13 protein-coding genes and 3 pseudogenes are annotated in these 18,812 nt (G+C 57.8%); 7 read left to right on the top strand and 9 right to left on the bottom strand.

Annotation, left to right across the window (positions count from 1 at the left end; genetic code table 11):
- The first annotated feature begins 21 nt into the window (after window positions 1-21).
- From RZS28_RS19460 to RZS28_RS19450, 3 genes are all read left to right on the top strand, one after another.
- Window positions 22-2,553 carry a glycosyl hydrolase family 28-related protein gene (locus RZS28_RS19460; RefSeq protein WP_318655065.1) on the top strand — a complete coding sequence of 844 codons (2,532 nt, stop codon included), beginning with the start codon at window positions 22-24 and terminating at the stop codon, window positions 2,551-2,553.
- Between the two features lie 252 nt (window positions 2,554-2,805).
- Entirely contained in the window at window positions 2,806-3,285 is a 480-nt protein-coding gene (locus RZS28_RS19455; protein WP_318655064.1) for a transposase, read from the top strand.
- Entirely contained in the window at window positions 3,251-3,679 is a 429-nt protein-coding gene (locus RZS28_RS19450) for a transposase (protein ID WP_318655063.1), read from the top strand. Before RZS28_RS19455 ends, RZS28_RS19450 begins: the two co-directional genes overlap by 35 nt.
- Before the next feature lie 117 nt (window positions 3,680-3,796).
- On the opposite strand, the pseudogene RZS28_RS19445 reads toward RZS28_RS19450, so the two are convergent.
- The 6 genes and pseudogenes from RZS28_RS19445 to RZS28_RS19420 all read right to left on the bottom strand — a co-directional run.
- Window positions 3,797-3,889 (bottom strand): annotated as a pseudogene (locus tag RZS28_RS19445) (IS5/IS1182 family transposase); the annotation flags it as partial.
- A gap of 839 nt (window positions 3,890-4,728) precedes the next feature.
- Window positions 4,729-5,412 carry a hypothetical protein gene (locus RZS28_RS19440; protein WP_407341188.1) on the bottom strand — a complete coding sequence of 228 codons (684 nt, stop codon included), beginning with the start codon at window positions 5,410-5,412 and terminating at the stop codon, window positions 4,729-4,731.
- Window positions 5,409-5,969 carry a sigma-70 family RNA polymerase sigma factor gene (locus RZS28_RS19435; RefSeq protein ID WP_318655061.1) on the bottom strand — a complete coding sequence of 187 codons (561 nt, stop codon included), beginning with the start codon at window positions 5,967-5,969 and terminating at the stop codon, window positions 5,409-5,411. The genes RZS28_RS19440 and RZS28_RS19435 overlap by 4 nt, the downstream gene beginning before the upstream one ends.
- A 198-nt stretch (window positions 5,970-6,167) precedes the next feature.
- Complete coding sequence (locus RZS28_RS19430) at window positions 6,168-6,398, bottom strand: hypothetical protein (RefSeq protein WP_318655060.1); 231 nt, start codon at window positions 6,396-6,398, stop codon at window positions 6,168-6,170.
- A gap of 808 nt (window positions 6,399-7,206) precedes the next feature.
- On the bottom strand, window positions 7,207-9,069 hold the full coding sequence (locus tag RZS28_RS19425; RefSeq protein WP_318655059.1) for a S8 family serine peptidase: 1,863 nt from the start codon (window positions 9,067-9,069) through the stop codon (window positions 7,207-7,209).
- A 427-nt stretch (window positions 9,070-9,496) separates the two neighbouring features.
- Window positions 9,497-9,955 (bottom strand): LuxR C-terminal-related transcriptional regulator, encoded by a 459-nt coding sequence (locus RZS28_RS19420; RefSeq protein WP_318655058.1) that lies wholly within the window; start codon window positions 9,953-9,955, stop codon window positions 9,497-9,499.
- 645 nt (window positions 9,956-10,600) lie between these two features.
- On the opposite strand from RZS28_RS19420, the gene RZS28_RS19415 reads away from it, so the two are divergent.
- Together RZS28_RS19415 and RZS28_RS19410 are read left to right on the top strand one after the other, a co-directional pair.
- A complete protein-coding gene (locus RZS28_RS19415; RefSeq protein WP_407341236.1) occupies window positions 10,601-10,846 on the top strand; it encodes a hypothetical protein in 246 nt (81 codons plus the stop codon).
- A 6-nt stretch (window positions 10,847-10,852) separates the two neighbouring features.
- Window positions 10,853-11,665 (top strand): annotated as a pseudogene (locus RZS28_RS19410) (ATP-dependent RecD-like DNA helicase); the annotation flags it as partial.
- A gap of 630 nt (window positions 11,666-12,295) precedes the next feature.
- Here the strand turns inward: RZS28_RS19410 and RZS28_RS19405 are convergent.
- Together RZS28_RS19405 and RZS28_RS19400 are read right to left on the bottom strand one after the other, a co-directional pair.
- A pseudogene (locus RZS28_RS19405) lies at window positions 12,296-12,505 on the bottom strand (ParB/Srx family N-terminal domain-containing protein); the annotation flags it as partial.
- A 59-nt stretch (window positions 12,506-12,564) separates the two neighbouring features.
- The gene (locus tag RZS28_RS19400; protein ID WP_407341186.1) at window positions 12,565-13,065 is read right to left on the bottom strand and encodes a hypothetical protein; all 501 of its coding nucleotides are present in this window, start codon (window positions 13,063-13,065) and stop codon (window positions 12,565-12,567) included.
- A gap of 1,904 nt (window positions 13,066-14,969) precedes the next feature.
- Between RZS28_RS19400 and RZS28_RS19395 the strand changes: the two genes are divergently transcribed.
- A complete protein-coding gene (locus tag RZS28_RS19395; RefSeq protein ID WP_318655053.1) occupies window positions 14,970-15,914 on the top strand; it encodes a transglutaminase family protein in 945 nt (314 codons plus the stop codon).
- A gap of 228 nt (window positions 15,915-16,142) precedes the next feature.
- Window positions 16,143-16,949 carry a transglutaminase family protein gene (locus RZS28_RS19390; RefSeq protein WP_318655052.1) on the top strand — a complete coding sequence of 269 codons (807 nt, stop codon included), beginning with the start codon at window positions 16,143-16,145 and terminating at the stop codon, window positions 16,947-16,949.
- Window positions 16,950-17,374: 425 nt separating this feature from the next.
- On the opposite strand, the gene RZS28_RS19385 is transcribed toward RZS28_RS19390, so the two are convergent.
- On the bottom strand, window positions 17,375-18,238 hold the full coding sequence (locus RZS28_RS19385; RefSeq protein WP_318655050.1) for a transglutaminase family protein: 864 nt from the start codon (window positions 18,236-18,238) through the stop codon (window positions 17,375-17,377).
- Between the last annotated feature and the right edge of the window lie 574 nt (window positions 18,239-18,812).

Raw genomic sequence — 18,812 nt, 5'->3', positions numbered from 1 at the left:
CGTAATGTATAGGAGTTGTGGATGAGCGCCATAGATCGTCGGCCGTACGAATTTACGATGCCGCCCTACCATCGAATACTGAAAAGGATCGGCCCGGTTGGCCAAGCCGCTCTATTTAGTATTCTATTTAGTGAAGCATCTTTAGCTAAACCAATCATTTTCAACCAGCCTTTCACAGCCAATCCCGGCGATATTGTAAGCATCGAGGGAAGCGGATTTGGGGCGTCGCCGCAGCTTTACTTCAAGCCCAGCCGGCAAGCATCGGCCGCCGTCTTAACCCCGGTCCAGGGCGCGAACGCGATCGTTCAATTCCGGGTGCCAAAAACCGCCTCTTTCGATCAGTATGAAATCTGGGTCTCGGACGGCGTCACGCAGAGCGCGCATGTCTTCATCAACGCGCCGCGCGCGATGCAGTTCGACACGCCGGAAATTGCTCCCGGCGGGAGCTTTCGCATCTTCGGCCGAAACCTCTATGTCAATGGCGTCGCTCCAAAAATAACATTCGTAGACACTCAAACCGGCGGTTCGCTCGGCGCAACATTCAACACCAACGGAAACTACGACGCCTATCGTCTCGCCGTCATAGCGCCAAGCGGCGTCGTCGCCGGGCGGACTTATCAGGTGATTGTGTCAAACGGCTATGGAACAGCGACAGCGGACCAAACGATCCTCGCACGGGCGAGCGGCGTCGATCATTACGGGCTCGGCGTGCCTTGGGCCCTGGATTTCATCTATCAGAACGGCCCAACCTACCAGGCCGGGGTCAAGGGCACAAACGAAAATGATCATCATGTGTATGACGTCACGACCGACCCGGCTTTGACCGTCCACGCCAAAGGCGACGGGGTCACCGATGCAACGGCCGCCATCCAACAGGCCATCGACCTCGCCAACAGCCATGGCGGCGGCGTCGTCTATCTTCCCGCCGGAACTTATCGGCTCGCCTCCCCAAACAATGGCTATCTTGCGCTCAGGTCCGGCGTGGTTCTTCAAGGGCACAGCAACGCCGACACAAAGATCACCTTTGGTCCTACCAGTCCGCAGGGTTCCTCATATAAATACACCGGGATCGTGTGGGCGACCGACAGCCAATTGTCCGGAATCGCCGATCTCTCCCTTCAAAATGTCGATACGAAAAGTCAATATGTCACCAACGCCCTCCCATATGGCGATAACGGAGGAAGAATATTCCTGCAGCGGGTCAATTGGAATCTGGGCGCCGGCAGGTCAATTTTTCTGTTAGGCAACAAAATCGTCATTGAGAATTCGACCTTCACCCAGGCGAGCAACAGTCAAAATCTGCAACCGAACGGCAACTCCGGACTTGGACCGCTCTATATCAGTCCAGTCAGCAACCTATTGTTCAAGAATAATACAATATCCTGGTTTTCCGGACAGGTTTTGATCAATGACTTGACCAACGGCGTGATCGAGGGGAATCATTTCACGCGGAACGCCGATCAGATTATGGCTACAGCGCAACAGGCCAGTTGGCCCTATATCAACAAGGCAATCGCCGTCGGCGACGTTATTCAGCGAGGCGAAGGCCGTCAGCTCAGCATAAATTTCGGCAAGAATATCGTTATTCACAGCAATACCTTCGACACCTCAGGCTACCCTCTGAAATATAATTGGAACGATGGAGAGACAATTTTGAGCGAAGGCGGCGGACCCTATCGAAGGGGCGACACAGGCCTCGCGACTGCCGCAACTGCGCTAACAATCTCTGGCAATTCTAGTTGTTCCGCTTGCTCCTGGAATTATTATCCCAATTCCATTGTGAGCATCGTGACCGGAGCCGGCGCAGGACAAATCCGTAACATTGTTTCACGAAGCAACAACACATTCACTATCGATCAGCCGTGGGACGTCGTCCCGTCACCCGGAGACCATTTTGCGATCGACGTGCCATCGTTTCAAAACACCCTTATTCGCTATAATACGATGACAGGCAATCCTCGCGGGATCTTATTGTATGAAGGCAGTTTCCTTAATGTCTCCGTCATCGGGAATAGTCTGATCGACAACGGGGGAATTTGGGTGCGGCCCGACCAACGTTCAATCGCAATAGCAAGCGGAACAATATACAAGTTTGATCGCGTGAGAAATATAGAGATCATCGGGAACACGTTGACGAATACAAAGGGCCTTTATGGCTCTTACATCAATGTGGATCATGCTCTCATCGCGCCGACCAGCTTTTGGGGGACTAGCACGGATGGCGTCGAAATACGCAACAACAATCTCACCGCCCGTCCGGGCACCCCGCAATATGCGATCGATGAAGCATATTGGAACTATACCTCCTATCAGAATGGCAACGCCTCCTACACGGACAATGGCGTAAACCCAATTGCTGGGACGATACTGCAAGGCAATGGATGCACGAACTGCTCGACTAATTATTCGGCGAGCACCGGCGCGCTCAATACTATCATTTGGAATGCCGCAACGATGAACAGCGTGGGAGTTTCATCGATGATCCTCAACGATTTCAAAATATGGAGCACCGCGCCACACGCATCAACAGGCACAATAACCGGTCGTGACTAAAGTCCTTCTCGAAAGGCGCAGAGATCGCAAACAGTCCGACGTCGGTACCCGTACGACATTGTTTTCGGTCCGGATGCCGACTCGTCCTGCTTGTCGATTTGCTCGAATGCAACCGCCCCGCGATGCTGCGGAGCTGTGGTTTGGGCGAGTTTGCTCGAACTGTGAGAGCTGATCCAAGAAGAATGGAGTCAGGAAAGACGGATCGGTCAGGAATTATTTGGTTTCGGGGATCGCCGGGGATGGCAGTCTTCATTGGATGAGCTGGCGACGCTGATCGACTGGACTCATGTCGAGGCTTCCCTCGTCGATATCTCGTCGTCAGCAAAGGGGGAGCCGGCTTGGCCGCCGCTGGCCTTGTTCAAGGCGCTGCTCCTGTCGGTCTGGTATGATCTTTCCGACGTTAAACTCGCCGAAGCGCTCGACGATCGCACATCATTCCGTCGGTTCTGTGGGTTCTCCGGCAACGAGGCGACGCCTGAACGCACCGCGTTCGTGCGCTTTCGCAAGGCTTTGACAGTTTGCGCGTTGGACAAGTCGCTGTTCGAAGAGATCACCGGCCAACTCAAAGCCAAGGCGATCAAGGTGAAGACCGGCACTCTTGTCGACGCGACGATCATTGTTTCGGCGAGCAAGGAGGACGACGAAGGCCATTGGGTCAAGCACAAGGACAAGCCCGCCGTTCACGGTTTCAAGGCGCATGTCGGCGCCGACGCCGACACCCGCGCTGGTTGAGGAAGTCGCGATCACGCCAGCCAATATCAACGACGGCAAGGCGGGTCCGGCGGCGCTGCCCGACAATCCGGGCGAGGTCTTCGCCGACAGCGCCTATCGGGGACAGCATTTTCGCGATGCAATCCATGCGAAAGGCGGCACGCCGCGCATCATCGTGACCGCTATGTGGGGACGCGACGAGCAGGAAACATTGGCGCGGCTCGATGCCTGGAACCAGCCGATCCATCGGGTGCGTGGTCGGATCGAAAAGATCTTCGGCACATGGAAGTGCTGTTATGGCCTTCGTCGCATGCGATGGCGCGGCCTCGCCAAGGCGTCCATTCAGGTCCGTCTGACAGCCATCGCCTACAACCTGAAACGAACCTTGAGCATCATCACCGCGGCGGCGGCGTGATTTCCGCCGGAACAAAGGCCGAATGAGCGATCAGCGCAATCGAACAGAGCGCTCCCGCAGATTACCAAAAGCGAAAACCCCGACCTTATTCAACGAAAAACGCAACCCGCGCACAGGTCTCATAAGACGGCGATTGTGGCTGCTCCATGCGAAGGTCCGCTCGACGATCCATCGCTTTGGCAAAACGACAAAGCGGTGGAGGTCGGACCGGATGAGACGCATCTGAAAGTCAAAGGCTACTGCAAATATCTGTATCGTGCCGTCGAGCTTGAACCGGAGATACCGGCGCACGCAGAGGATGGTGATCTCCCGGCCTGAATGGCGTCCGTTGAACAGATCAGCGGCGCTTAGCATGTTGGTAAGCCTTCCTTGTGTCGCTCTCACACCGGCAAATATGCTCCCCTTGCCCGTTTGCACCGAAACTTCTAAACTTCTTCCATTCCATTCGTTCCTTGATCTCATCCCCAACCAACTTGTTTGGCAACAGCAAGGGCGCGATGTGTCGCTTCGACATTTCATGCCACTCCCCAAAATACAGAAAGACAGGGTATTCGGTCATGCGATTCACATTCCCCTGGCTCAGACGGAATAGAAAGCTATCTTCTCCTTTGTTTAAGAGCGATCGCCCAGCGGACAAGGTTGGCGAGTTTTTGCGAGCAGAGGCGATAGCAAGATGCGGGGAGGCGCTGGATCTTGCCGTGCGCACCGAATCCGAGATGGCGGTTTATTTTCTTGAATGTGCCATTTGGGAGCTTCGAAATCAGCGCGCGTCATGACGAGCCGTGAACGCCCCGGTGCTCCTGCGCCACCGAACTGCCCGACCAGGACTTCAGGTGAAAATTTGTTCGACGTCTGCTTCTTCGTTTCCATGACCCCATCCTCTCAAGAGTTGGGGCCTCCGGCGAACCCGGGGCGGTTCAACGCGATCGACGGTTACACAAGCACCAAATTCCTACGCGCTCGACTGTTGCCGCTTCGTCCGCCCGTCCAGCAGAAAAGGTGATGCGGACGCTATAAAGATCCCAACACCGACGGCTCCGTCTGCCCGCTCACGTCGTTGGCGCGACAAACCGCACGATGGTGCCTTCATTTCGCAAGAACGCTATGATGGCGCCGAGCTCTTTCGGTGCAAGAGCCTTATCTCCAACCCGGATACGGAAGATATCGCCAGCTATCGGCCCTTCGACGATCGACGCGTTGTGGGTTTCTAAGAAATGTCGGATCTGCGCCGCCGTCGCATCCGGCATAAAGGCAATGAGGAGAAATGCGCTATCTTGTTCGGTAGTTTTCTTCGCGACAGAGACTGTCCAATACGTAGTTCCTTTTTCTGCAACTCCCAAAAACATTATCGCAAGCAAGCCAGCTTCGACTATTGCGACCACGGCCGCAGCCATCCCCATCCACACGAGCCAGGGCGGCCGCTGCGCGGAAAACCTTGCAGCCAGCCAACTCTGAACTGCCTTGTGTTCATTTATCGGTGCTTTCGTCGTCGCGGTATCGAGCCGCGCGAACAGCTTTTCGATAGCCTGCAGCGACGGCGCGCCGAGGCTTTCGTTTAGGATTACGGCCGCGTCGCGCTCCTCAAGAATGAGCTCAAAGCGTCTGCGCAATTCTGGCACTGACGCGAGAGCTTGCTCGATTTGAAGGACATCCTCGGGGGCAAGTTTTCCGCTCGCGTACCAGGGAAGCAGAGTCTCAAGTTGCTCGAGACTCACCTGATCTCCGTCCGTCATGGCCATCCTCTGTCCACCCCGGCTGTCGCAAGAAGTTCTGACAGGCGTTTTCGCGCCTGAAACATTCGCGTCTTGACCGTGTTTTCGGGAATGTTGAGGATTTTTCCGACTTCCTCAATACTCTTCCCATGGTAATATACAAGGTCTATGACTTCGCGATGTAACACTGAAAGCTTGCTCAAGCAACGTCCGATGATCTTGCCCTTGTCCGCTTTCAACATGAGATTTTCGGGGTCATCGCTGGGGTCCTCGATCATGGCTTCGTCGGACCCGAGTTCAAGATGCTGCCGCCCTCTCCTTGCCGACAGAGCCTTGAACCTCGCTATGGCAAAAAGCCAGGTTGATGCTGATGAGCGCGCCTCAAATCGTCCGGCCTGCTGCCAAACGTCGAAGAAAACATCACTGACGATGTCTTCAGCAATCGTTTCATTGTTGATGAGTCGAAGAAGGAAACGATAGAGTCTCACCCCATGACGCCTATAGAGCGCGTCAAGGGCGAGACGGTCACCCGTCGCGATTTGCTTGATGAGATCTTCGTCGGAGACCCTTATATCCACTTAATTCATTGTCCGCAACTTTGGTCGAAACGGTAACTTTAACCTCGACCCACAAGATGAAAATCAAGCGACTGACGGAGAGCAATGGAAGCGAGAACGCATGGCACGATCCCCAACTCTCGGCGAGACGCTAGCCTCGCCGGAGCGACACGCCAGTTTCGCGCGCGGTTTTGAAACTGAAGAAAAATGCGCCGATCGTTACCCTCCTTGTTGCAACCAAAGCTCAGCTTCAAGCTGGGCACTGGCAAGAAGACGTGCCAACTTCGTTAGACCCACTCCATTGGCGAGGGTGGCAAGTTCTTTTGTTAGTTCGGCAATATATTCCGCGGTGCATTGGGCACCAGCCAAAATCTCCTCTATTCTAAAAGGTTCAGTGACCTTTTCCTCAGCGCGAACACAGCTGCGTGCTGACGAAGCCAGCTTTTTCATATTGCGCTCCCGTATGTAACGGCAGCCGTGGCCACGCCAATCGCGGTTGCATTCATAGTGATTTTATACATCTGATCCGTTCCTCCTGGTTTGGGCGTATGTTTTTGAGCCCCAACACTCGTTAGTCGTGCGACCAGGAAGAAAGGTTCATGGGTATCGTTTTTTTTGTGACTGATGATATCGGCACTGTAGGGGAAGTGGTTGGAAATCGAACGTGGCGTAGTCTTTGGGGGGCTACAGGGGCGACGCCGTGTCTGGAGGTTCTGGACCTTCCGAGCGTACATTGCTTGCTCAAGAGCTTTTTTAGGCAGCGCTCGAACGATCTGTGATCGCACTTCGCGCGGCATCGATGTCCCGACGCAAAGCGCGGGCGAACCATGCCACATATCTGGACAGTGCACCCATTCGCAAAATCAGTCAGCGTGTTTTTCTGCGTCTGCACATTTCCGTTTGCGGGCGAGCACCGCCCTTCGGTGCCCCCGCTCCAGTAGTGTTGAGCGCCGACTCCGTCCGCTCAAGCTGAGTCCGCCACCTCATCTCATTCCCCAAGACCATTACAACCAGATACCCATTGCGCCCCTACTTTGAGACGGTTTCTGGCTAGCTTATCTTGGAACACAAAGACGACAGGCCCGCCTCCAAATGAAAATCCAGAAAGGTCAGCCTCAAAGTGGCTGGGTGTTGCTCCATCACGTAGCCACAAAGCGCCACCGTTCTGTGTCTTATTATTGCTCCGCCGCATGATCCAATTTTACACGCATGGGCGCTGCGAGAGACTAGAGGGTTAGCCGCAAATATAATAGGCGCCCTACTTTGCAAGCACTTGAGTTGCATCGGTCGGAACGGATTCGATAGCGACAGTCGCGGCAATCGCTTTAAGAGATTGATAGGCGTCAACAATACCCGCTACAGACTCTTGATCTTCGGCGCTTGGGTTCAGATGTCTTGCCGTCTTGAAGAGCAGGGTGCGAATACCGTTGAAGGTAAGGTCGGGTTTAACATCGACCAAAAGGGCAGCGACACCCGTCACATGTGCGGCAGCCAGCGAAGTACCCGTGAGAAAGCCGTAGGCGTCGTCAGGCTCAGCTACGAGCACCTCGACGCCAGGCGCGGCGATGCAGGTGGTAGGACAATGATTAGAGTCCTTGAAAATGTTGTCGCTTTGATCTGTTGCAGTTACTGCAATGACATTTTCGTCGGCGGCTGGATAGAGTGGCTTTGCCGACCTGCCTTCGTTGCCGACCGCGGCTATGAAAATCATTCCACGGCGCGCCCCGGCGGCGAGTTCGCGTGACAACGCAGGATCTCGCGGGCCTGCGAAACTCATGTTGACGATACGCGCTCCGTGCAGCGCCGACCATTCTATTCCAGCCAGAACGTCGTAGGTCGTGCCGCGCGTGCCAGCTTTCGCATCAGCGCCACCGAAGGCTCGGTACGCGAGGATGCGTGCCTGCGGTGCAACGCCGGCAAGTTCGGCATGGGCAGCAATTATTCCGGCGACCGCGGTACCATGGACGGACGGTTCCTCCTTGGCGCCGACAGCATCGAAACCCGCTACTACGGCGTTTGAAATCTCGGGATGGGTTCGGTCGACGCCCGCATCAATCACTGCAACAAGTGTTTTCGCGCCGCTTGAAATGGCATGAGCCTCAGTCAGCCGCATTTTCGGAATTACATATTGGGCCTCGGCGAGGGCGCCTACGCGTTCACTTTGGAGGGTGTAGAGGTAGTTTGGCTGAACCGCGGTGATCCGGGAATCAGCTTGGAGAGCGGCGACGGTGTCGACAACGGTACGCTTGCCCACGATCCGGTAACGGTACATCGTCTTCCCCGTCAGGGAGAGGGGCTTTGGAGCGAGCAGCTGCAGACGCTCCCGCCTGGCGATGTCGGTGGTCGTTTGGAACGAAACGTCAGGGCGGACTTCGAATAAGACTTCGTCGGGAACAAAACGATGTTCGTCAGCGGCCGTAATGCCGCTGTTGCGGCGCGCGGACGTTACCTGACGTCTTTGGGCGCTCTCGCCAGTCGCGGCGGGAACGCTGCTGTTGAGACGTACCAATGTTGCCTGAGGCTTCTCGGCGCTCTTAATCGGCGGAACAGCGCCGGTGCTGATGGGATCAAGCTCCTCGGCGCTCTTAATCGGAGGAACGGCGCCAGCGCTGGTGGGATCAAGCTCCTCGGCGCTCTTAATCGGCGGAACGGCGCCAGCGCTGGTGGGATCAAGCTCCTCGGCGCTCTTAATCGGCGGAACGGCGCCGGTGCTGATGGGATCAAGCTCCTCGGCGCTCTTAATCGGCGGAACGGCGCCGGTGCTGATGGGATCAAGCTCCTCGGCGCTCCTAATCGGCGGAACGGCGCCAGTGCTGATGGGATCAAGCTCCTCGGCGCTGCTGACCGGCAGAGCGATGCCAGTGCTGATTGGATCCAAGCCGCATCTTCTGCGATGTTCGCCCACGCACTTCGTGACAAGAGTGGTACGAAGAGGCTCATCGGCGACACGGAAGTTCGGTCGGCTATTGCAGTAACCCTTGATTTCAGCCTCGGTGCATGTCGCCTGGGCCGGGCGAGAATAAAGGCTGAACGAAAGAAAGAACGAAGAAAAGACTATGAAGATAAACCGCAGCCTTGCCCTCGTGGGGACGTGGTTTTCCGGAGGCGACACGCTTGGCATGGTAATCCCCAGCGCTAGCTGGCGTGTTAGAGGTAGCTCGATAACCCAAGCTCCAATATTTTTTATAGCTATAACTTAACAATTATTGTTTGTCGATATTTAATTTTTTTGGCCTCGACGGACTGCCGACTGGGTTCAATGGGGCCCGTCGCAATTTCGGCTCGGGCCAGGATGACGACGGGCCTTCGGTAGTTTTCCGGCTTCGCTAACTATGTTGAGCCCAAGAGACCGTCTTAGATGCGGGGGGACCGGAGGCCGCGCGGTCAAATCGTTTCATTGATTGGATCGCGGTGTGGTCACGCTCAAATGTGCCATTCATCACGGCTGTCCGAACTTTGAGATGGATCGCACTCTCGGTTTGCCGACGGGGATGCCTGACCCGGTGACCGGCGGCGGTTATCGCGCCAACGGATGGGGCTTCTATTATTCAGCGAACCAGCCCCGCCCGAATCGCTTTGGCGACAGCGTGAACGCGAGTGAGTGCACCCAATTTATAGCGGGCAGAATCGAGATGCGCTTTAACCGTCTCAGGTGAGATGCGCATCAAAATCGCGATGTCCTCAACGGTTTTTCCTTCGGCGGTCCATTCGAGAGCCTCGCTCTCGCGCTTAGTAATTGCGTCGAGATCGACCGGACTCTCTCGCGCGTGCGGCTCAAAGGCGCGCTGATGCACATAATAAGCGATGTGAACGAGATCCCTCATCCGCTCAGGCAATCTTGCTGCCCACTCGACTTCGGTTTCCGTTGATGTGACGAGCAGAAGCGCCCAAACACCATTTATTGGACCGCGGATCGGGATCGTCAGGCCCTGGGGATCTCCCCATGCCGCCTGGCTGCCCCCAAACCGAAGTTCCCGTCCATGCTTCGTCGTCGAATGCGCCGCCAATCCGTCGGGAGCAGTGATCTAGCCCCAATTAGAATGGTCTGGTCGTTCAATGCACGACCCTTAGTCTTGTACGCTTCCGCCCACGCTGCCCCTTGAGTCCGCACAGTGAACGGTTCTCTAAGGCTGCATCCCGGGAATGACGCGCAAAAGTAAACGATCCCACTCAAGCTATAGTGTCGGCGAACGAATTCGAGAAAATCCTTCAGGGATTCGCCGGTCAAATCGGTTTCGAGCTGCAGCAGCCATCCAATATTCACATCGTCTAGCATAACCCGCCCCGCGGCTCCTCCGGGTTGATGCGGCCATCGCCCCCGTCGCGGCGGCTCACCACTTCCTAAAAGCTAAGCCAAAGCTAGACAATTTTGTCCCAATTATCAAGTTATAACCATTAAAAAACGATAGTTAATATACACAATGAGGCCGGCGCTTCTGGCCGGCGTCTCGCGCACGATCGCCAAACTCAGCGATTCTCGACGCCGTCCGGGATGAGACGATCTTTCGGGGGCAAGGGGCTTTCGACCGTTTGTGCGAGACGGCCCAGCTCGAAGCTCGAGTACCGAAAGCGGCAAAAGCTCTGGGGTGACGGGGAATAGGAAACCTTAAGCAAGACTGTTTCATGAAATCGCCGACTTGAGGGAGGCGGCGATGGAATGGATGGTAACGATCGAGGGACCCGACGAATTTGGGAACGTCCAGAGGGCGCAAGTGCAGATCGACAAAGGGTTTGAAAGGCTTGCGTCTGGCGAAATTGGTCTGTCGATCGACGCCGGCAAGGGGATCATGTCATCGCTTCAGGCGTTCGCCGTGAAGCAAGAGCTCGCGACCTATGCTCTGGCGCGGCGGGTCTGCCTGAGAGCAACAAAAGTGGCCGCAAAACGGGTGAGACAATGAGCAAACGAGGCCAAGACCATCTATCGCCTGCTCGAGATCGATCCCATGCATGGCGGATTCAAACGCAACGCCGAGAACTCTCTCGACTGCGACCTGCTTGTCATCGACGAGACGAGCATGGTGGATATTTCGCTCATGCTCGGCCTCATGAAGACGGTCCCGTCGAAAGCGGCCCTGTTGCCCGTCGGCGACGTCGACCAACTCCCCTCGGGTGGGGCCGGGCCAGGTCCTCTCCGACGTCATCAATTCCGGCACGATCCCGGTCGCCCGCTTGACCGAAGTGTTCCTCCGGGTCGCCGAGAGCTGCATCGTCGTCAACGCCCATCGGATCAATCGTGACGAGATGCCGGAATGGCCGAAGCGCGGCGTGGACTCGGATTTCTGGTTCGTCGAGGCGAAAGATCTGGAGGACGGGGCCGCCAAGGTCGTCGAATTCGTCCGCGAACGCATTCCGCGGCGGCTCGGCCTCGATCCGATCCGCGATATCCAGGTTCTCTGTCCCATGCAACGCGGCACTCTCGGGGCGCGGTCGGTCAACACCGACCTTCAACGGGCGCTCAGCCCGAACCCGTCCGCCTGCATCGAGAAATTCGGCTCGATCTTCGATCTCGGCGACAAGGTTATGCAAACCGAGAACGACTATGACCGCGACGTCCTCAACGGCGACGTTGGGACGGTGCTGCGCATCGACGAGGCCCGGGAACTTCTGGTCGCCGGCTTCGACGGCCGCGAGGTCGAATATCCCTTCGGCGAGCTCGACGCGCTGCTTCCCGCCTACGCGATGACGATCCACAAATCGCAGGCTCCGAATATCCGGCCGCGGGCGGCGGTCAATAGCTCGAAAAGGTGGCGCCAATCCATGAACACATAGAGGAGCGCGCCCGGCGCCGTCCTCGTTAGAGACGCCGCAAGGAAGCGCTTCAGGAAGGAGATGAACTCGTCTTCGGTCATCTCGCCGGAGGCCATGGCGAACTCGCCATGACGGATGCGGCCCTTGCCGGAGACGTGCCCCTTGATCGGGACGTTATACGGAGGGTCGGTGATGACCATTGCCGCCTGCTCGTCGCCCATCAGAGTGGCGATCATGGCGGGGTCACGGGCGTCGCCCGCCAGCAGACGGTGGCGGGGATCGCCTTTTGGACCGAGAAGCCAGAGATCGCCTGCCTTGGTGACCGCCGGCCGATCATGCCGCACATCCGGCAAATCATCCTCGGGCCCCGGATCTTGTTGCTTCTCGGCGGCCGCATCAAGGATGAGGTCGACTTCGGGAGCCTCGAAGCCGGTGACTTCAACCTCGAAGCCCATAACGACGAGTCCCTGCAGCTCGATCTCGAGCATATCCCTGTCCCAGCCCGCTTTCTCGGCGAGCCGATTGTCGGCGATGACGTAGGCTTGTCGTTCGGCCACGCTCAAGTGATCAATCCGGAGAACCGGCACGAAGCTCAAACCGAGAAGTTTTGCGGCTTCGACGCGCCCGTGGCCGGCCAGGATCTCGTTGGCGCCCGCGATGAGGACCGGGTTTGTGAAGCCGAAGCGTTCGATCGACCGGGCGATCGCTTTAATCTGCCTTTTTGAATGGGTGCGCGCATTGTACGGGTAGGGGACAAGCGCAGCCGGCGGCAGATATTCCACCGACGAATGGGAAAAGCTCTTTTGCATCTGAGGCTCCCTCACGCTGAACGCGAAGGAGCTTGCGCGCCCGGATTAGCGGGATCGGGTTAGCGCGATGAGATTTTTTTATCTCGGCCCAAACTTTTTTTCGCCCGAGACAGTCGATCCTTGAGGCCGGAGGCCGGAGCCTCTTTCAACAGGCCTTTGGCGTCGACAAACCAGATCGTCTTGTCATCGACATCCTCGACCCAACCTCCGGGCTGCTGCTCCCGACGCAGCTTATCCAGAAGTTGGACATGGGTGATCGAGCCATTGCTCTTCACCGCCTCGACGATGAATGCCTGCAGGGGGTCGGTCTTTTTCGCCGAGCCCGCCCGCCGGCTCTGCTGGGCTGCGAAGCGCCGCTTCGCGGCCTCGGCGTCCTGGAGCGCGCCATAAAGGGAAATCTGCCATTCAATCGGCAGGCGCCTGTCGCGCTCGGCCGCCATCGCGCTCGTGGCTTGAAGGAGAATGGCCGGATCTTTCATGCGCCGTTCCGCCACGGCGAGCTCCGCAGCCCAAAAGGCGCGATTCATTTCGTTGATGTCAGACGCTGTGATTTGGTTCATGGCGAAGCCTCGCCGCGTCTATCGCCTGTCACCTTGGCTTGCGCGACCTGCCGGCCTGCGCACCCGCTCGGTCTATTTCGGATAGCTGCTCGGATCTAAGCGCCGTCCTCCGCCGAGCCTGCCAAGACCGTTAGAAGCTCGTGTTTGATGTCGATATATCGGCGCGCGGAAAAAAGCGAAGGCACAAAAAGCGTGCGGTTTTGCGCGGCGAAAACAGCGCCTGGCTCTGATCGAACCGGAAGGATCCCACCGCTTTCAATTAAACATCCCGGCCGGCCGTCGACAGACCGACGGGCGCCCGTGCAGCCTCCGATCGGACGGTCCCCCCGCCGTCGCCGCGACGCCAATCGACATAGCGAACTCTCCGCTGGGATCGGCCTTGACGCTGTGGACGCGGCCGCCTTTATCGCCGCTCCGCACCATGCGTTGGACATCGCCCATGTTCGATCCCAAGACTATGCGCGGCGGCTTGGTAGGATTACAAGTCGTCGCCTTGTCGGGTCGGCCGACAATGTCACGGCGTGCGCGGGCCTTTCCGGCGCCGATGGGCGGGGCGGGGGTCGAACGACGGATCCCCAAAAGCTTCCCTCGTCGCGAATGTCGCCTTGTCGGCGAAATCACCGCGGCAGTCGGTCCGAGCCAAATCATTCCAAGTGTAAGCCAATGGTTTGCCCGATTCCGTGAAATAGTGCAGCAGAAGCTGATGGCTTGCTGTCGTGACCGAAAGCGGGCGGCCCCTTGGGTCGGCCAGATGGGCGACTAGCGCATGCGCCAAATCCTTAAGCGAATCGCAAGCATCGCAATCCCTGTCGATCACGCGGTCAAGGATTCGTCCGAGACGCCAGATAGAGATTGAGGGATCTGCTTCATGCAGAGCCTCAGCCGTCGCATCTTCGAACTCTGGACGGCCCAAGGCCGCTTTCAGCTCTTTGGCTCGGCGAGAGATCGCCAACGTGCTCCTTCCCGCCGCTTTCGCGACCCGACGAAAGGCGCTAGAGACCGATCTCCGAGCATCATCTTCCGACTTCAAACGATCACCGCATCGAACAATAGCAACCGCCAACAATCGAGATTCAAAAGGGGGAGTTCCACAGCCTATCAAAAGAGCTTCGTAGCCGGGCGTGGTCGGACCCGCTTCGAGGCGCTTCAACACTTCAGCGATCTGGAGGACTTGCGGCCACACTTTCTCCCACCAGAGCGCGAATCCGCGCGCGAGTTCGGAGAAAAGACGGAACCCAAATTGGACTAAAGCGAAGTCTTGGAACATCATGTCGGCGCCGTCCTGCCCCGCGCTGCGAGATTGGCCCTTGCGCTTCGGCGTTGCCGGCCCCTGCATAGCGTCGGAATTAGGCGGGGGAGAGCGCAGATTGCCCGGCTGAATTCTCAGTCTGAACTTCTGAGGCGCGAATGATCTGTTTCGCCTCCATCGCCCGGCCTGCCGGCAGCCGGTGCCCATGATGTAAGATTGGTCATGCAGCCGCGAAAGAGTTTAAACTCACGTGACAGCGACGCGCCCGGCTTAGGGACCTCGGCTTCGAGAGCAAGTCGCGCTCCCGCAGCGACGGGCGTTTGATCCCTGTTCGGAAAAAGAAATTCCCCGTTGCCGCTTACCAAATTCCCTGTTAGATCGCGCAGGGAATCTCCTCGCAACACATTGATGTTCCAGCTGAGTTGGACGCGAAAATCGGCGTGGGAGCCTCGAAGTCGCGAAATTCCCTGTTAATTTCCCTGATAGCAGGGAATTTCGGCCCGAGACGGGTTCGCTGTGGACTGGGTTGTCAGCCAGACATTCCCCCCTAGCGGAGACTTTGTCCTAATTTCGTCTGGCCCAATGACGAAACATCGGAGGCAGTGGCAGGCATCGAATTGGCGCAAATCATGCTTGTCTGCGCCATGGAGATATCATGCCGTCACTGACTATCTGGCACGTCACGACCTATCGCTACCGACAGCCGGTCGCCTTTGGCGAGCATCGAATGATGCTCCGTCCACGCGACTCCCACGATCAAAGAGTGATAGAGGCGAGCCTCAAGATCAGTCCAGAGCCGAGGAGCCTGCGTTTCGTTCAGGACGCATTCGGCAATCATGTGGGGATCGCGCGGTTTTCAGGTCGTTCAAAGGAGCTGCGCTTCGAGAGCACCGTGCTCCTCGAGCTTTCGCCCTTGGACGCCGCCGACCTCGATCTCGAGGACGCCGCAAGGACATTTCCGGTCGAGTATAGCGTTGAAGAGATGCCGGACCTCGCCCACTGCATCGAACGCCATCAACCCGATCCAGGTAACGAGGTTGGCCGCTGGGCTCATCAATTCCTTCCCTCCAGTAAGTCGATCGGCGCTTTCGAGCTTCTCACCCGGCTGTTACAGGGCATCCATCATGGCTTCCGCTACCGGCGGCGGGAGGCGAAGGGAATCCAGCAACCGGTGGAGACGCTTCGGCTCGGCCATGGCAGCTGCCGCGATTTCGCCATGCTGATGATCGAGGCGGCGCGCTCGCTCGGTCTCGCCGCGCGGTTTGCGTCCGGGTATCTCGCCATCCCGCTCGACGATTCGGCGGAGCCCACGAGCGGCTCAGCTCGCGGGTCGACCCATGCCTGGGCGCAGATTTATTTGCCGGGCGCCGGCTGGATCGACTTCGACCCCACGAGCGGCAGCGTCGGCAAGATCGACCTTGTCACCGTTGCGGTCGTGCGCGATCCGCACCACGCAATCCCGCTCCACGGCACGTTCATAGGGTTCCCGTCGGACCATCTCGGCATGGAGGTGCAAGTGCGCGTCACGTCCGATACTCCAGAGGAGATCTGGGCTTCTTCTCAACTCTCCACGCGGCCACAGCTCCGCCAATCGGTCTGATCGACGCCGGGACGCGGACAAGGTACGCTGATTGAACACATCGACATTCGTTAGATCGAGCTGCCGAGCCAGGACCTCGATTTCGGCGCTCGGTTGCCCCGGTCGGGCTCTGCCGGTTCATGGGCTGATGGAGCCACTGCGGCGACGACGGCGTCGACTCGTTGAACGGTCCCCACGCGATGGCTGGGGCTTTTGCCACCAGAAGACCGTGAAATCAGAGGATGTCGGATGAAGATTCGCGTCGGCTACGAAATGATCTACGATTTTCCGCAGTCAACGCCCATGATCATGGTTTTGGGCGTCCATTTCACCCGGGCGTCCGACGTCATCGTGCCCGACTACCTGACCACGAGCCCTTCCGTACCGATCTCGCCTTACCGTGACGTCTACGGTAATTGGTGCAGCCGCATCGTCGCTCCTCCTGGCCTAATGCGCTTGTCAGGCGATGGCGTCGTTCGTGATAGCGGCCTGCCGGACGTGGTTGCCCCTTCGGCTTCTCAACACCCGGTAGAGGACTTGCCGGCAGAGACGCTCATCTTTCTCCTTGGCAGTCGTTACTGCGAAACCCAACGCTTGTCCAACGTGGCCTGGACCCTTTTCGACAAGTCGCCACCGGGGTGGGCGCGCGTCCAGGCGATCTGCGATTTTGTCCATCGCCATATTGCCTTCGGCTACGAGCATGCGCGTGCGACGATGACGGCCTGGGAGGTCTTCAATGAAGGAAAGGGTGTGTGTCGCGATTACGCGCACCTCGCCATTACATTCTGCCGCTGCATGAACATTCCGGCGCGCTATTGCACCGGCTACCTCGGGGACATTGGCGCGCCGCCGCCCTATGGCCCAATGGATTTCGCCGGCTGGTTCGAGGCTTATCTTGGCGGCCGGTGGTACACATTCGATCCACGGAACAACATGCCGCGAATAGGCCGCGTGCTGATCGCTCAAGGGCGCGATGCGGCTGACGTACCGATCACCCACACCTTCGGCCCCAGCACGCTGATCAGTTTCGAGGTCTGGACGGACGAGGTTAGCTAGAGCAGCCGGTCCACATTTAGACTGCAATTCGTACGCCTCATTCACCGACGCCGATGATCCTTGTGCCCCGGGCGGCGCAGCCAAGTTAACCTAAGCGGGCACGCGAAGAGGTGGTTTTCTGGATATCGACGCCTTAACGCGGCGACCGGCCCATCGGCCCGCATCGGCTTAAAGATGACGCTTCTCATCGACGACTTTGCCTTCGTTCCAGCCAGCTCAATTCCGCCAAATCTGGCATTTGGGCGCAACGGATGTCTCCCCTACAAGCGGACGAATGGCGGCTGAATGGCGAACGTCTCCTCAGCGGAGCGATGAACAGAGTCGAATCGATTGAGCAGCCGCATCTTTACGGTCGATCGAACGTTGCATCGAATGGTCCAGATCAGCGGTTCTTTTCCGAACAGGCAATCTGATGCTGCGCGTAGCTATGATGTGACGAGAACATCCACCGACATCCCTAGAAATGCGTCGGTCATGCCGACGAAACTGCCGGCCACCGGCATCGCCTGCCGGATGTCACGTGCGACGGCGACGGGGATCAGATTGAAGCCGCCGACGCTGCGGTTCGTCGGATCGAAAGTGATCCAGCCGGCGCCCGGCACGTAGACCTCCGCCCAGGCATGGGTTGACCCAGCGTCCCCGGACCCCACAAGTTTCTGATCCGGATTGTAAAGATAGCCGGAGACGATCCTTGCGCCGAAACCGAGGCTGCGCACCGCTTCAACGAAGAGGACCGCGAAATCCCGGCATGATCCCCAGCCGCGATCCAGAGTCTGGGTCGGCGACTGGGCGCCCTCGTCCTCCCGGCTCTGATAACGGATCCATTTTGAAACCCCGGCGCTAAGGTCCTTGAGCAAGGCAAGCGTGTCGGTCGGATTGCCGACAACGAAAGCCTGCGCCCAGCCCAGCAATCGCCCTGCCGGGTCTGGGTATTGCTGGACCGTTTGCGCGCCGAGGTCGGTCCACTCATCGTCGGAATATCGGAACGGGTAGCAGATGGCGGAGGCGGCGACGTCGAAAATAGGCCAGGCGACCGCGTTGAGCTGGAGTTCGACGATGCTATCGATCACGAGATTGTCGGCCATAGTCTGAAAGCTGGCCGTCGCGACGGCATTGCCGAAGACATCATGCGCCCAGGTCACCGCCGCGGCCGGCGTTATCGTAACGTCGCTCGAAATCAGCCGAAGATCGCGGCTCTCACGCGGGCGAAGCATCAAGCGGTGCGGCCCGAGGCTGACCGGCAGGCGGTAGCGATAGCTTGTCCTGTGATGGATCCTGAGCGTGACCAACGGAAGCTCTAACGTGAGTGCAGGAAATCGGCGGGATCGGAGCCTTGGTTAGGAGATTCCGTCTTGGATTTTAGAGGCGTGACCGATGCGCAAGACGACGAAACGGGCCGTGTGGGTCTGGGCAATGGCCAACGAGCCAGTCGCATCTAACGCAGACCACTATTTTATCATCGAACGTAGGCGTGACAATACCGCCGTCGAAGAGTTCGGTCTGAAATTGATTGAGGGAAAACACTTCCCAAGCGCTCGAGGTCAAGATCACGCAGGATCAAATCGATCAACGCCACCGTTGATCGACGCTGCTCGAATTGCGGCTCCCGCCGCATAATCGGCGTCTATCGGCCACGATCCGTCCGAACGCGTTTCCGTATTTTCTATCTCCGTTTCCTGAGAGTTGGCGCATGTCGTTCCGGCGGAGCCGGTGAAGGCGGTGACCACGCCAATCGGAACCAGCGGCTTATTCCCGCCTGGACGCGCCTGAATTCGATTATGTCCAGGCGGAGTCCAATGCATGTCACTCGTCTCGTGAGGTGGCGTGCATTATGAACATATCCGCGCCGGAAAATTAGACACG

Source organism: Methylocapsa polymorpha (genome assembly GCF_045689225.1).
In the GTDB taxonomy this organism is placed as follows: Bacteria; Pseudomonadota; Alphaproteobacteria; order Rhizobiales; family Beijerinckiaceae; genus Methylocapsa; species Methylocapsa polymorpha.
Note: the sequence above shows the minus strand (reverse complement) of the source record. Positions and strands in the feature narration are given on the sequence as shown.

What these genes read in the sequence shown, in the direction of transcription:
- RZS28_RS19440 (WP_407341188.1), bottom strand. Translation starts at nt 5,412, where the DNA reads ATGACGGACGGAGATCAGGTGAGTCTCGAGCAACTTGAGACTCTGCTT.
- RZS28_RS19400 (WP_407341186.1), bottom strand. Translation starts at nt 13,065, where the DNA reads ATGAACCAAATCACAGCGTCTGACATCAACGAAATGAATCGCGCCTTT.
- RZS28_RS19460 (WP_318655065.1), top strand. Translation starts at nt 22, where the DNA reads ATGAGCGCCATAGATCGTCGGCCGTACGAATTTACGATGCCGCCCTAC.
- RZS28_RS19390 (WP_318655052.1), top strand. Translation starts at nt 16,143, where the DNA reads ATGAAGATTCGCGTCGGCTACGAAATGATCTACGATTTTCCGCAGTCA.
- RZS28_RS19395 (WP_318655053.1), top strand. Translation starts at nt 14,970, where the DNA reads ATGCCGTCACTGACTATCTGGCACGTCACGACCTATCGCTACCGACAG.
- RZS28_RS19450 (WP_318655063.1), top strand. Translation starts at nt 3,251, where the DNA reads ATGTCGGCGCCGACGCCGACACCCGCGCTGGTTGAGGAAGTCGCGATC.
- RZS28_RS19430 (WP_318655060.1), bottom strand. Translation starts at nt 6,398, where the DNA reads ATGAAAAAGCTGGCTTCGTCAGCACGCAGCTGTGTTCGCGCTGAGGAA.
- RZS28_RS19425 (WP_318655059.1), bottom strand. Translation starts at nt 9,069, where the DNA reads ATGCCAAGCGTGTCGCCTCCGGAAAACCACGTCCCCACGAGGGCAAGG.
- RZS28_RS19415 (WP_407341236.1), top strand. Translation starts at nt 10,601, where the DNA reads ATGGAATGGATGGTAACGATCGAGGGACCCGACGAATTTGGGAACGTC.